General features: G+C 55.5%; 11 protein-coding genes. 8 read left to right on the forward strand and 3 right to left on the reverse strand.

All coding sequences use genetic code 11. The features are described from left to right. The first annotated feature begins 1 nt into the window (after position 1). Positions 2-1,414: a magnesium transporter gene (gene mgtE, locus TMES_RS05885; RefSeq protein WP_085580431.1), complete on the forward strand. Its 1,413-nt coding sequence runs from the start codon at positions 2-4 to the stop codon at positions 1,412-1,414. 63 nt (positions 1,415-1,477) lie between these two features. Here the strand turns inward: mgtE and TMES_RS05890 are convergent, their stop codons facing one another. Next, positions 1,478-4,072: a bifunctional diguanylate cyclase/phosphodiesterase gene (locus tag TMES_RS05890; RefSeq protein WP_085580433.1), complete on the reverse strand. Its 2,595-nt coding sequence runs from the start codon at positions 4,070-4,072 to the stop codon at positions 1,478-1,480. A gap of 453 nt (positions 4,073-4,525) precedes the next feature. On the opposite strand from TMES_RS05890, the gene TMES_RS05900 reads away from it, so the two are divergent. After that, positions 4,526-5,929, forward strand: coding sequence for a class I SAM-dependent RNA methyltransferase (locus TMES_RS05900; RefSeq protein WP_085580437.1), 1,404 nt, complete (start codon positions 4,526-4,528; stop codon positions 5,927-5,929). A 31-nt stretch (positions 5,930-5,960) separates the two neighbouring features. Here TMES_RS05900 and TMES_RS05905 read toward each other — a convergent pair whose 3' ends face one another. Continuing rightward, positions 5,961-6,935, reverse strand: a complete 975-nt coding sequence (locus TMES_RS05905; protein ID WP_085580439.1) for an AraC family transcriptional regulator — start codon at positions 6,933-6,935, stop codon at positions 5,961-5,963. 95 nt (positions 6,936-7,030) lie between these two features. Here TMES_RS05905 and TMES_RS05910 point away from each other — a divergent pair, with 95 nt between their 5' ends. Beyond that, the gene (locus TMES_RS05910) at positions 7,031-8,020 is read left to right on the forward strand and encodes an oxidoreductase (RefSeq protein WP_085580441.1); all 990 of its coding nucleotides are present in this window, start codon (positions 7,031-7,033) and stop codon (positions 8,018-8,020) included. 149 nt (positions 8,021-8,169) lie between these two features. On the opposite strand, the gene TMES_RS05915 is transcribed toward TMES_RS05910, so the two are convergent. Beyond that, positions 8,170-8,658 carry an SH3 domain-containing protein gene (locus tag TMES_RS05915; protein WP_245835231.1) on the reverse strand — a complete coding sequence of 163 codons (489 nt, stop codon included), beginning with the start codon at positions 8,656-8,658 and terminating at the stop codon, positions 8,170-8,172. Between TMES_RS05915 and TMES_RS23285 the strand changes: the two genes are divergently transcribed. The 5 genes from TMES_RS23285 (at position 8,546) to TMES_RS05940 (ending at position 12,686) form a co-directional block, all read left to right on the forward strand. Then, positions 8,546-8,926, forward strand: a complete 381-nt coding sequence (locus TMES_RS23285; protein ID WP_245835254.1) for a hypothetical protein — start codon at positions 8,546-8,548, stop codon at positions 8,924-8,926. The two genes, TMES_RS05915 and TMES_RS23285, sit on opposite strands and share 113 nt — an antisense overlap. Beyond that, positions 8,871-9,857 carry a 2-hydroxyacid dehydrogenase gene (locus TMES_RS05920; RefSeq protein ID WP_085580445.1) on the forward strand — a complete coding sequence of 329 codons (987 nt, stop codon included), beginning with the start codon at positions 8,871-8,873 and terminating at the stop codon, positions 9,855-9,857. The genes TMES_RS23285 and TMES_RS05920 overlap by 56 nt, the downstream gene beginning before the upstream one ends. A gap of 244 nt (positions 9,858-10,101) precedes the next feature. After that, entirely contained in the window at positions 10,102-10,788 is a 687-nt protein-coding gene (locus tag TMES_RS05925) for a fumarylacetoacetate hydrolase family protein (protein ID WP_085580447.1), read from the forward strand. Between the two features lie 29 nt (positions 10,789-10,817). Then, positions 10,818-11,612 (forward strand): exodeoxyribonuclease III, encoded by a 795-nt coding sequence (gene xth / locus TMES_RS05930; RefSeq protein WP_085580449.1) that lies wholly within the window; start codon positions 10,818-10,820, stop codon positions 11,610-11,612. Positions 11,613-11,828: 216 nt separating this feature from the next. Further along, positions 11,829-12,686 (forward strand): hypothetical protein, encoded by an 858-nt coding sequence (locus TMES_RS05940; RefSeq protein ID WP_085580452.1) that lies wholly within the window; start codon positions 11,829-11,831, stop codon positions 12,684-12,686. The last annotated feature ends 247 nt before the right edge of the window (positions 12,687-12,933 follow it).

The raw sequence follows: 12,933 nt of genomic DNA on the forward strand, positions 1-12,933 counted from the left end.
GATGACTGACATCGATGAAATTGATCGTCCGGATAGTGCAACATCATCTGTATCGACAAGTGACGACTATGTTGATCTGACGCCGGAATATGCCCGTGAAATCCTTGATGCCCTGCATGAGGAAGACACGACCCGTGTGGCGGAACTGGTTGGCGAACTGCACTTTGCCGATATTGCCGACTTGCTTGGCTGGGCGGGCAGTTGGGAACGCCAGCAGCTTGTTGATGTTATCCGCCCCGATTTTGACCCTGAACTTCTGACCGAGCTTGACGACGAGTTGCGCGAGGAAGTGATTGCGCAGCTTGGCACCGCAGCGGTGGCCGAAGCCATTTCCGAGCTTGATTCAGATGACGTGGTTGAAGTCATCGAGGATCTGGAAGAAGCAGAGCAGCGCGAATTGCTGGGGGCGCTTTCGGAAATTGAACGGGCCCGGGTGCAAGAAGCCTTATCGTACCCGGAATATACCGCTGGCCGCATCATGCAGCGCGAACTGGTGGCGATTCCCGATTACTGGAGCCTTGGCCAAACCATCGATTTTCTGCGCTCCGCCAAAAACCTGCCCGAAGATTTTTACGATATTATCGTGGTTGACCCGCGCTATCGCCCGGTCGGCATGGTGCCCCTGTCGCGCGCCATTCGTACCAACCGCCCGGTGCTGGTGCGCGATGTAATGGAAACCGAAGACATGCGCACGGTGCTGGTCACCGAGGAGCAGGAAAATGTTGCCCATCTGTTTCGTCAGCGCGATCTGATTTCCGCCCCGGTGGTGGATGATAACGGACGGCTGGTCGGTGTGATTACCGTCGATGACGTGGTCGACGTTATTGATGAAGAATACGAAGAAGACATGATGCGCATGGCCGGTGTTGGCGAGGAAGACGACCTTTCCAGCGACATTCTGGATACCACGCGGTCGCGCTTTACCTGGTTGCTGGTCAATCTGGGCACTGCAATTGGCGCATCAATGGTGATCGGCCTGTTTCAGCATACAATTGAAAGCCTGGTGGCCCTGGCTGTGTTAATGCCGATTGTCGCCTCCATGGGCGGCAATGCCGGCACCCAGACCCTGACTGTGGCCGTGCGCGCCATTGCCACGCGTGAACTTAGCAGCACCAACGCCTGGCGCGTGGTGCGCAAGGAAGTGGCGGTTTGCACGCTTAATGGCCTGGCTTTTGCTGTGTTAAGCGGTTTGGTCAGCTGGTTGTGGTTCGATAATATGCGCCTGGGGGCGGTTATCGGGGTGGCGATGGTTATTAACCTGATTATGGCCGGGGCCGCGGGGGCAATTATTCCGCTGGCGCTGGAGCGGGCCGGGGTGGACCCGGCGGTATCATCATCGGTGTTTTTAACAACCATTACCGACGTGGTTGGCTTTTTTGCCTTTTTGGGGCTGGCCGCTGCATTTTTGATGTAATACCGCGGGATGTCCGCGACGGTTTGTTCGCGGACATCATACAAAACACCAGACAGCACCACGTTACGTGGATGGGGATGAAGTGTCGGTGGTGATCTGGCGGGTAAGATACTGAAGTGTTTCTTCGCTTTTTACCGGCGGCGAAAAGATAAATCCCTGTAGTTCATCGCAATCGGCCGCGCCGAGCATGGCCAACTGTTCTTCGGTTTCAACCCCCACAGCGACAACCCGGCGGTTAAGGCTTTTGCACAGGCGCACCGCGGGGTTCAGAACGCTGTTTTCCGGTTGCTCGTCAAGTTCGATGTTAAACAGGTTTCGCGACAGCTTGATGCGCTGGATCGGGAAACGTTTAAGATAACGCAGCGACGAATTAGCCGCGCCAAACTGATCAAGGGTCAGGCTGATGCCTGCTTCTGAAAACCGGTAAAACTGGGTCAGCGAGCGTTCGGGATCGCGCATGGCGATGTCTTCGGCGACTTCAATTTCGATCAGGGCGGGGTGAATGTCCTGACGTTCGGTTTCTTCAACAATGTTTTTAATGATGTCGGCCTGAATGAACTGGCGACCGGAAAGGTTCAGGGCGATGGGGACCGGAACATACCCCTCCGTGCGCCACTGATCGATCTGGCTACACGCGGTTTTGATAATCCAGCGACCCAGAGGGGCTAAAAGGCCGGTCCGGTCGGCAACGGCGATAAAATCGGGCGGCAAATGACGCTGGCCGCTATCATCGACCCAGCGCAGCAGGGCCTCGAACCCCGATACGCCATGATCGGACAGGCGGAAACGCGGTTGATATTCCAGAATAAAGCGTTTTTCATCGACGGCACGACGCAGCTGGGTTTCCAGCGACAGGCGCGCATGCATGACGTTATTCATGGTTTCGACAAAGAAACAATAAGATGATTCTGCCGATTTTTGCGCCCGGTACATGGCCGCATCGGCATTGGCCAGCAATTGCGACGGTGCCCGTGCATCATTGGGATAAAGGGCAACGCCAACACTGACATGGAGGCGGATTTCCTCGCCGGAAATAGGAATGGGGTGCGAAATGGCCTCGACTATGCGTTCGGCGACCAGGGCGGCCCCTTCGGCCTCGGAAAGGTCGGTGGCGATAATGGCAAACATGTCGCCTGAAAGCCGTGCGCAGGTGTCTTTTTCGCGCACGGTGGCACGCAGGCGCCCGGAGATGGAGCGCAATGTTTCATCGCCCACATCCGCGCCGTAACGGTCATTGACCGCGCGGAAATTGTCGATATCAACCACCAGCACCGATAACAGCTTTTCATAGCGTTTGGCATGGGCGACGGCCTGATTAAGGCGGTCATCAAACAGGGCGCGGTTGGGCAGGCCGGTAAGCGGGTCGTGGGTGGCAAGATAGCGCAGCCGGTTCACCGCGGCATTGGCGGCAGGATTGTGATGCAAAATCACATCAACGCAATCGGGGTGGGTTTCCGACGGGGTCATTAACAGATCGCAAACCACATGGACGCCTTCGGAACTGCGCACAACCCATTCGCGGCGAACTTCGATGTCGCCCTGGTTAATCGCGGTCAACAGTTTGTCCTGGGCGCGGTGCGACGATGTGCCGTCGGACTGGAATTCGGGGGCAATATTGTAAAGGCGGATAAAGCCGTAATCTTCTTCGCGCAGATCGAAAAAGCTGGCGGTTTCGGGCGACATCAGGCGCAAATGGCCATCGGCACGGCTGATGGTCAGGGCAAGGTCGCTGATGTTTTCGCGGCCGCGCAACCGTTGCAGGTTTCTGCCGGTCGGGCCGATATCCCGGTTGGCATACCAAAACAGCAATGCGGCGATAAGGGCCGCCAGAATGGCCCCGAAACTGCTGATCATTCCCGGTGTGATGATTGAAAAGCCAGCCACCGTCGGGTCTGCGGTTACGTCAATTTGCCACTGGCGGCCTGCTACGTTGATCCGGGTGGTTTCGGTCAGTTTGGGGTCGGTGCTGTCGCCCTGCATTTCAAACAGGACACTGTCATTTTCACGGACCCGAATGGTGTAGCCCGCCAGATAATCGCTTTCAAGAACGCTGCTAAGCATGGTGCGGATGCGAAAGACCCCGTTAACCATGCCAATAACTTCGCCCTTGGCACTAATGACAGGCACATAGGCCGCAAAACCGCGCCCGCCTTGCAACAGTTCAAGTGTCGGTGTGATTTGGGTCTGGCGTTGATCAAAGGCGATATCAAGCACCGGGCCAGCAATGGGGTGGCGTTTAAGGTCGGCCCCCATTGCCGGGACATTGCCCTTTATCGGGGCGACATATTTGATGATATAATTTGGCGAAATCCAGTTAATGGCCTGCAAGGCCTGAAACCGCGATTGCAATGGTGAGGCATGGGCAAGATATTGCCGTTCATCGACCGGGGCATCGCCCTGCCAGCTATCGGCGAAATTTTCCAGCGCGTGCAAATTGGCATTGATGGTTTCATCAATCCGTTCGCCCAGCCCCATTGCCAGTAAACGGGCATTCGCGCCAAGGATATGATCACGGCCCTGTTCCATTTGTCGGGCAACAAGCCAGGATGCGCCACCAATCAGACAAAAAACCAGCGCGGCCACAAATATTGCGCGGGGCTTTAATGTCGTTTTGTGTGTTTCCCGACCATCGTCGGGCAAATCGGCGCTGTCCTGCATAGGTTCCCCGTTTTGTTATGCGTCCCCGTGCGCGATCACCGGTAAAACGGGCCGGACGGCCCCGTGGGTACGGTTTTGTTTATGAAACCGGTGTATCGCGCGGTTCGTTTGACAATCAGCTTATCGGATTTATCGGGAAATGTGTCGTGAAATGTTGCCGTTGTAAATTGTTGGTATAAAAAGCCAATCAATCGGTGCTTGTCCCCGTTGGGATCTGTGTTGGGATCTGTGTTGGGATTGGTGATTGGATCTGTGTTGCGATCAGCCTTGTGCGCCCAACTGCGGGTGTCTGCCATGCCCTGCGTGGTAAAGGCAAAGGCTAGGCATTCATGCCTCAAGGCCCTATAACAGGGGCCGTCACAATCCTCAGGCCCCGTCGTGACAGATAAAAACGCCATTGCGCGACGACGGCCAGTGCGGATTTGAAATTTTATCCCGTGTAAGAGACCTGTTATGAAAAACCGTTCCCGCAATCCTCGTTCCCGTCCCGGTCGCCGTTCCGGAGCAGCGCCCCGGCGTGATCCGCTGATCGGGGTTGAGGTCGATGTTAAAATCGCCGATATCGGTGCGCGGGGCGATGGTTTGGCCGAAACCACAGCCATTGGCGGAAAATCGGTTCTGGTTTATGTCGACGGCGTTTTGCCAGGCGACGATGTGCGGGTAAAACTGCGCCAGAAACGGGGCGATGGTTATGGCGCCGAAGTTGTGGCGATCAATGCGGGCGTGACGGCGCATGCCGCTGCCAAATGCCCGCATTATGACCAGTGTGGGGGCTGTTCGTTACAGCATCTTCCCGATGCGGATTATCGCACATGGAAACGCCATCGTGCGGTTCAGGCCGTAATGCGCGCCGGAATTTCCGATGCGGGCGAAGCCGAAAACATGGTGGCCGCCCTTGAAACATCCCCCCCGTCCAGCCGGCGTCGGGCGGATTTTTCGGTTATTTGCACGCAAGAAGGCGTGTTTGTCGGCTTTACCGAACGGTTCAGCCATCACATCGTCAATGTTTCAGAATGTGCCGTACTGATCCCGGCAATTGTTGAGTTTCGCAATCAGTTTCAGTCTTTTCTTGAAAGCCTGCCGCGCGAAACGGTCACCATCATTCGCAATGTGGTCGCCAATTACAGCGACACCGGCCTTGATGTTATGATTGGAGCCAGCCACGAACCCAACCTTGATTTGCGTCAGGGGCTGGCTGAACTGGCCGATCATGTTGATCTGGCACGGCTGGCGTGGAAAGTGGGCGATCACCCGGCCGAACCCGTGGCGCAACGCCGCACCCCGCAGGTCCGTTTTGCCGGGGTGCCGGTATCGGTGCCATCAGGCGGGTTTTTGCAGGCAACACGCGAAGGCGAAACCGCACTGACCAATGCGATTGCCAACGCCCTGTCGCGTATTCCGGCCCGGCAGGTGATTGATTTGTTTTGTGGTATTGGCAGCTTTACCTTCCCGCTGGCCTTAACCGGCGACCGCCGCCGGGTGATGGCGGTTGAAGGCGACATTAACGCCGTGCGGGCGATGCAATATGCCGTTGGCAAGGCATCCGCCCCGATTGAGGTGATCCATCGCGACCTGTTTCGCCAGCCGCTGGATGCCGACGCCCTAAAAGATGCCGACGTGGTGGTGTTTGACCCGCCGCGTGCCGGGGCCCTGGCCCAGTGCGAAATTCTGGCCGATTTTGGCCCGGAATGGATTTTTGCAGTGTCGTGCAACCCGGCCACCTTTGCCCGCGACATGCGCCTGTTGCGCAATGGCGGCTATGAATTGCAACAGGTGGTGCCGGTGGACCAGTTTTTGTGGTCGCCGCATCTTGAAATGTTTGCCGTTTTGCGCCGGACATTGCCTGTCGCCGCCTGATTACGGGTTTTTTGGGTCGTCTGATTTTGGTTCAGGCCACAGTTTGTTGCGGGTTCCCTGCATCGGAGTGTGGCCTTTCCTGTGAGGGACGGGCCTGAAGGCGGAACTGTCTGGGCGACAGGCCGGTATGGCGTTTGAACGCGTTGCTAAACGCACTTTCCGACAGATAACCCAGTTCAAGGGCCAGCGAGGATACAGGAATATCGCGTTCACGCAGGGCGCGGCGGGCCAGCCGCATGCGCCAGCCCTGTAAATAGGTCAAAGGCGGCATGCCAACCTTGGTGCGAAATTGCAGGGCAAAATTTGTTCGCGACATTGCAACTTTTTCGGCAAGTTCGGCCAAGGTCCATGCGTGGGCGGGGTTGGCGTGAATATGGCGCAGGGACGCGCCGATATGCGGGTCGCCAATCGCCTGTAACCAGCCGCGTTCGTGGGCGTCGGCATTGGCGATATATGTGCGCAAAACCTGAACAAACATCAATTGCGCCAACTGGTTGGAAGCAACGGTTTTTCCCGGCTGGTTCAGGTTTTTTTCATCGATCATTTGTTCTAGCAACCATTGCAAAATGGCGGCTTCGCGGTCGCGGGCGCGAATGCGCACCATTTTGGGCAGGACCCCGGTTAAAAAATCGACACCATCGGGGTCCAGTCGCACATGCAGGCCCAAAATAAAACAATCCTGCCCGTCGCCTAGCACCAGGCTGTTGTCGTGGCTGTCGCGATAGGCCGCGTGGGCATTTTCAACGGGCAGGCCCTTTTCACTGGCCATGACAAAGCCGTGGCAGCCATTAAACAGCACAACGTCGCCTTCCTCGATCCACACATCGGGTAGTGCGTCACGCGCATCAGGAAGCAGCCAGTATCCGCCGCGCACGGCGGCGTTTACCTTTACGCCTTGCGGGGCCGGAAACTGCAAACACCATTTGCCCCCCGCCTTCATCGCGCCGGAAACGGTGCTGCGTGCATTTAGAATGTGCAGGGCATCGGAAAGGGGATCTGTTGTCATTTGGTACGATCACGCAATTTATTGGGACGTTAGCGCATTCATCATTCAGAAATGCCGGGATATATCAAGTGTCACCGTTTAACAGGAGACAGATTATGACAACAGCGCAAGCACCCATTGGTTCGGGCTTTTCTGCGTCCTCCACCGCCGACGATGTGATCAAGGGGCAGGACCTGACCGGCAAGGTCGCCATTGTAACCGGCGGCTATTCGGGGCTTGGCCTTGAAACTGTGCGGGTTTTTGTCGGCGCGGGGGCACATGTTATTGTTCCGACGCGCGACCGGGCCAAGGCAGAAAAGGCACTGGCCGATTTGCCCGATGTTGAACTTATGGATCTCGACCTGATGGACCCGGCATCGATTGATGCCTTTGCCGATGCGTTTCTGGCATCCAAACGCCCGTTACATGTGCTGGTTAACAATGCGGCAGTTATGGCAAGTCCGCTTATGCGCGACGAACGCGGCAACGAGGCGCAGTTTTCCACCAACCATCTGGGGCATTTCCAATTGACGATGCGGTTGTGGCCGGCCTTGTGTCAGGCAAACGGGGCACGGGTGATTGCGGTGTCGTCGCGCGGGCACCGGTATTCGCCGGTGGACTTTGAAGACCCCAATTTTAATCATCGCGAATATGACCCGTGGAAATCCTATGGGCAGGCCAAAACGGCCAATGCCCTGTTTGCGCGTGCATTGGACAAACGCGGCCAGCCCCATAACGTGCGGGCATTTTCGTTGCATCCGGGCGGTATACTGGCAACAAACCTTAGCCGTCATATGTCTGACGAGGCATTGAAGGCAACCGGCTTTGTCGCCGAGGATGGATCGGCGATTATTGACCCGCAAACCGGTAAAAAAACGCTGGAGCAAGGGGCCGCAACCACGGTCTGGTGTGCCACAAGCCCGCAATTAAACGGTATGGGCGGCGTTTATTGCGAAGATTGCGATATTTCGCCGGTTGTAAGTGCCGATGCGAAAACCATTGGGGTGTTTTTCCCCGGTGTTTGGCCGTGGGCGGTGGACCCGGCACAGGCCGAGCAATTGTGGGACTTGACCGAGAAAATGACCGGGGTGTCTTTTCCGGGGTAATACAGCCCTGATCGGTAAATGTGCTGTCTTGATACGCAGGGCGTTTTAACGGGGCGCAAAACCATAACAGGGCGACAGCGTTTTTTCTGTCGCCCTGTTTGTATGATATTTAGCATTTCCGGGGTCAGGTATCGCGAAAATTCACCGACCTATTCGATGGTTTCCGTGTCGTACACACCCCAGATACCCTGGCGCTGAACCCAGCCGTCGTAATCCTGAAACTGGACCTGGCACCAGTCGACCCCTTTGGGGCAGGTTTCAACCTTGCCCACCACCCCGGCCTTGACCAGGGCAATTGGCCGGGCATTTTTATCGGACGAGCTATACAGGGTGATTTCGTCGCCGGTGACGATGACATAGCGGGTGCCAATCAGCAGGCTTTGATGCACCCAGCCTTCGCTGCCTTCCCAGTCGCGCACCTTGCGCCAGGTATCAAATTCCGAAACGACTTCCATGGGCAAATGACTGTGTTTGTAAATCCACACTTTTGGATATCGCAGCCCCGGCCCGGATCGCAGATGAACCTTGTCTGATCGCAACGCAACAAAACGCGGGATCGGCAGGCCCGATTCTTGTGCGGTGGCAAAATTTGGCAGGACAAATCCGCATAACACGATCAGTAAGAGGAGCTTTCGCATCCTGGCAGGCATGGGGGTGATTCCCTTTTTAGTGGTGGCTGGCCCTGTTTTAGGGGCGAGAATGGATTCAAAAGAAATAAAATTACAAAAAAGGCGTCAAAATACTTGCTTTCGTACCTTTGGCCGTGGCATCACTGCATTGCGGCAAGATGCGCAGGCCGGAAAACCGATCTTGCCAGCAAAAGAGTTAAAAGACCGCATAGGATCGGCTGATGACCACGAAAAAGCCCCTCGTCATCGTGACCCGCAAGCTGCCGGAAGCGATTGAAACCCGGATGATGGAACTGTTCGACGCCCGTTTGAACATTGATGATACACCAATGGACAAATCGGCGCTGATTGAAGCAGTGAAACAAGCCGATGTTCTTGTTCCCACTGTCACAGACCGGATTGATGCGGCAGTGCTGGCGCATGCGGGGCCAAATTTGCGTCTGATTGCCAATTTTGGCAATGGTATAGACCATGTGGACCTGCAAACAGCCCGCCAGCGCGGCATTACCGTTACCAATACCCCCGATGTCCTGACGGAAGACACCGCCGATATGACGATGGGATTAATCCTTTCCGTTTCGCGCCGGGTGGGTGAAGGCGAACGCCTGATCCGGTCGGGCGACTGGAACGGCTGGGGCCCAACCCTGATGCTGGGTCATCGGATTTGGGGCAAACGGCTGGGTATTTTGGGTATGGGCCGCATCGGGCAGGCGTTGGCGCGCCGGGCCAAGGGGTTTGGCCTGTCGGTGCATTATCATAACCGCCGCCGGGTTCACCCCGATATCGAACAGGAACTTGATGCCACCTATTGGGAAAGCCTGGACCAGATGCTGGCCCATGTCGATGTGGTATCGGTCAATTGCCCGCATACTCCGGCGACCTATCATTTGTTGTCGGCACGGCGGTTAAAGCTGTTGCAACCTCATGCCATTCTGGTCAACACCGCGCGCGGCGAAATTGTTGACGAAGCCGCCCTGACCCGGATGTTATCCAACCACGAAATTGCCGGGGCCGGGCTGGATGTGTTTGAACACGAACCAGCGGTAAACCCGAAACTGATCGAGCTTGATAACGCTGTTTTGCTGCCCCATATGGGGTCGGCCACCATCGAGGGCCGGGTGGATATGGGCGAAAAGGTGCTGATTAACATCAAAACCTTTGTCGATGGCCATACCCCGCCTGATCGCGTGATCGAGGGCCTGTTGTAAGGCACGGCGTTTGTTTTGAAGTTGCATTTGCATTCCACCCGCCGGGAAACCGGCGGGTTTTTGTTTGCCGGTACCCAAAGATGCGCCCGCCAGATCATGGATTAAAACCTGTTTCGGGCGGCGGACCCGGCTTGCTTCTGACATATCCTGACAGGGGTGTGGTGAATTTGCACGTTGCGCCATTTCTTTTTGCCGCGCGCTTCGCTATCACTGAGGGATAAATGTCTCTCAGGGAGTTCCCCCAATGGCCTATTTGTTTGCACCTGCCGAGGCTGTCACCGTTCCGGTTGATGGCAGCGATGATGTTTTCCCGGTTAATCGTATTTTTTGCATCGGTAAAAACTATGCCGATCATGTGCGTGAAATGGGCTCCGACCCTGCCAGCACGCCGCCCTGCATTTTCATGAAACCGGCCAATTGCCTGAAAGTTGGCGATGGCGATCTGGCTTATCCGTCGGCCACCAACGATTTGCATTACGAAGGCGAACTGGTTGTTGCCCTGGCAGCAGGCGGCAAAGATCTGGACCGTGCGGCGATTGAAGCGGCAATTTTCGGCTATGCCTGCGGCCTTGATATGACGCGGCGCGATGTCCAGGGCGACCTTAAAGAACGTCGTTTGCCCTGGGATATGGGCAAATCATTTGATGATTGTGCCGCCATTTCTGCCATTCGCCCCAAGGATGCCTGTGGCAACCCTGCCGATACCAATTTGAAATTATCGGTTAACGATACCGTGCGCCAGAACGATACGACGGCAAAAATGATCTGGCCGGCGATTGATGCGCTGGTTCATCTTTCCACCCTGATCGAGCTTAAGGCAGGCGATTTGCTTTATACCGGAACGCCCGAAGGTGTGGGTGCCGTTGTGCGCGGTGACCGGATGGATGTGGTGATTGAAAATGTCGGTTCACTGTCGGTGACATTGAAATAAGCTGAATAACCCCAGTAACGGAGCCGGTTTTGAAAATCGTAAGCTGGAATATCAATTCGGTGCGTTTGCGCATTGAACAGGTGGCGCATTTTTTGCGCGACCAGCAGCCCGATGTGCTGTGTTTGCAGGAACTGAAATGCCCGGACGAGCATTTCCCCCACGAAGCGTTTGATGCGCTGGGGTATAAACACCGTCATGTCCACGGGATGAAATCCTATAACGGTGTGGCAATTATTGCCAAAATACCGTTCACCAGCACCGAGATTAAGCATTTTTGCGCCAAGGAAGACCGTCGCCATTGCATGGCGGCGTTTGAAAACGGCGTTGAAGTGCATAATTTCTATATTCCCGCTGGTGGCGATGAACCCGATGTCACCATCAACGAAAAATTCGCCCACAAACTGTCATTCCTGCAGGAAATGACCCAGTGGTGGACCGAACGCCGCCAGATTGCACCGCGCAAAGCGGTGCTGGTGGGCGATTTTAACATTGCCCCGTCAGAAAACGATGTGTGGTCGCACAAGCAGCTTTTAAAAGTTGTCAGCCATACGCCGGTTGAGATCGAGGCGCTGGAACGGTTTCGTCAAAGCGGTGATTTCATCGATGCCGTGCGCGAAATTTACCCCGAGCCGGAAAAACTGTTTAGCTGGTGGAGCTATCGCTCGCGCGATTGGCGGGTGTCGAACAAGGGGCGTCGTCTCGACCATGTATGGATGACACCCGAACTGGCTGGAACGGTGACAAAAGCATCGGTATACGATACGGCGCGCGACTGGGTTAAACCATCGGACCATGCACCGGTTATTGCCGAGTTTAATATCTGATCATATCGGCTAGGTCCGGCTCGGATCGGGGCGTGAAAAAGGAAGGCACAGGTGGTATCTGCTTGAAACAGGCGGATTTTTCTTTCACCTGTGCTTTTTTTATGGAAAACTTGCCCTGTTTGGGGGCGAGGACTATGGGTCGTGCCTTCGGCATGATGCTTCCGCAGGGGATGTTATGCCGGTTCGTCCGACATATCGGGAAGTGGGAACAATAAAATGCGTAAAATCCTGATTGGCCTGACGATCATTATTCTGATCGTCGTCGGGTTCCTTGTTTATCTTTATGCCAATCTTGATACGATTGTGAAATCGACCATCGAAGAAGCCGGAACGCGGGTGACGCAGGCCGAGGTTACGGTGGATGCGGTGAAAATAGAAACCACCCAAAACACCGCCGAGATCAAAGGCTTGAAGATCGGCAACCCTGCCGGATTTTACAGCGAACAGGCCTTTGCCCTGGGCGATATTTCGGTCGTGATTGATGGATCATCGCTGACCGAACCCGTGATACATGTTGAAAAAGTAACGATCACGGCCCCCTCGATCATTTACGAGGTTGGCGATAACACCTCCAACATCGCAACGATCCAGCGCAATGTTGAAAGTTTCATCAGCCGTGTTTCTGGCCCGGCGGGCGAAAACGCCACCAGGGATGCCGACGACATCAATGACGAGCAGGGCGGCACCCGGGTTGTGATTGACCATGTGTATATCGAGAACGGTTCGGTTGCCATTTCGGCCAGTTTTCTGGGCGGTAAAAAATTGTCGACCTCGCTGCCAAGCCTGCATCTGACTGATATTGGCCGCGACACAAACGGTGCAACCCCGGCCCAGGTCGCGGAAAAAGTTCTTTCGGCAATGAACAGCGCCGTCATTAATTCGGTATCCCAACTGAATATGGATGGTTTGATGCAAGGGGTTGGCGATTTTGGCAAAAGCCTTGCCGCACCATTAGGCGCGCTGGGAACGGCGCCAGGCTCAACAGGAGCCGATGGCGGCAACGGGGCGCTTAAAAAAGGCAGCGACGCGCTGGGCAGTGCCATGAAAGGTTTGCTGGGCGGTAAGTCGGATTAAGGTTGGCTTGACAGGCGAGCTTGACCAATTGGCAAAAGCCATTGTCGGGCAAGGACGGTGAGGCAGGATCATAGAATGGTTCGGGCTGGCCGTTTAGTGCTCAACGTTATGTTTTTATGGTAAAAAGCCGTAAACTTGCCTGAATTGAATGGATAATTGGTTCCGCGAGGGAGTTCGTCACCATGACAATTTTGCGCCTGCGGTTTCGTAGTTAATCTGTGCGGATTGGGCAGCACCCGGTCCGCGT

This window comes from Thalassospira mesophila, from assembly GCF_002115755.1.
Taxonomy (GTDB): domain Bacteria; phylum Pseudomonadota; class Alphaproteobacteria; order Rhodospirillales; family Thalassospiraceae; genus Thalassospira; species Thalassospira mesophila.

Bases quoted from the DNA above. Each gene is read 5' to 3' on its own strand.
- TMES_RS05910 (WP_085580441.1), top strand. From the start codon at position 7,031: ATGACAACAGCGCAAGCACCCATTGGTTCGGGCTTTTCTGCGTCCTCC.
- TMES_RS05890 (WP_085580433.1), bottom strand. From the start codon at position 4,072: ATGCAGGACAGCGCCGATTTGCCCGACGATGGTCGGGAAACACACAAA.
- mgtE (WP_085580431.1), top strand. From the start codon at position 2: ATGACTGACATCGATGAAATTGATCGTCCGGATAGTGCAACATCATCT.
- TMES_RS05900 (WP_085580437.1), top strand. From the start codon at position 4,526: ATGAAAAACCGTTCCCGCAATCCTCGTTCCCGTCCCGGTCGCCGTTCC.
- TMES_RS05905 (WP_085580439.1), bottom strand. From the start codon at position 6,935: ATGACAACAGATCCCCTTTCCGATGCCCTGCACATTCTAAATGCACGC.
- TMES_RS05920 (WP_085580445.1), top strand. From the start codon at position 8,871: ATGACCACGAAAAAGCCCCTCGTCATCGTGACCCGCAAGCTGCCGGAA.
- TMES_RS05940 (WP_085580452.1), top strand. From the start codon at position 11,829: ATGCGTAAAATCCTGATTGGCCTGACGATCATTATTCTGATCGTCGTC.
- TMES_RS05915 (WP_245835231.1), bottom strand. From the start codon at position 8,658: ATGCGAAAGCTCCTCTTACTGATCGTGTTATGCGGATTTGTCCTGCCA.
- TMES_RS05925 (WP_085580447.1), top strand. From the start codon at position 10,102: ATGGCCTATTTGTTTGCACCTGCCGAGGCTGTCACCGTTCCGGTTGAT.